Source organism: Stenotrophomonas sp. AS012628, assembly GCF_010608305.1.
Lineage (GTDB): Bacteria > Pseudomonadota > Gammaproteobacteria > Xanthomonadales > Xanthomonadaceae > Stenotrophomonas > Stenotrophomonas geniculata.
On sequence record NZ_VMBJ01000173.1, the window covers coordinates 1 to 256 of the forward strand.

Here is a 256-nt window from a genome sequence, read left to right on the forward strand (position 1 = left end):
GGCCATCGATGTGCTGCAGCAGGTCGGGATCGCGGCCCCAGCCGGCGGAACCGGGGTGCAGTCCCTGGAGCAGTTGCGCTTCCTGGATGTCGGCGCCGGCCTTGAGCAGGCTGCCGTGGTCGCCGTGCACATTGAAGCGTGGCGCCGGATTGGCGGCGAGCATGCTGGCGCGCAGCGCTACCTGGCAGTGCGGATAATCGAGCAGGACCTCGAACCAGTCGTCGGTCAGCGCGCCCTCGCGCAGCCGGCGCAGGTG

1 protein-coding gene is annotated in these 256 nt (G+C 70.3%); it reads right to left on the reverse strand.

Annotated elements, in window-relative coordinates; translation table 11 throughout:
• A partial coding sequence (locus G5A07_RS21485) for a Gfo/Idh/MocA family oxidoreductase (protein WP_343160921.1) occupies positions 1-256 on the reverse strand: 256 nt, incomplete at both ends.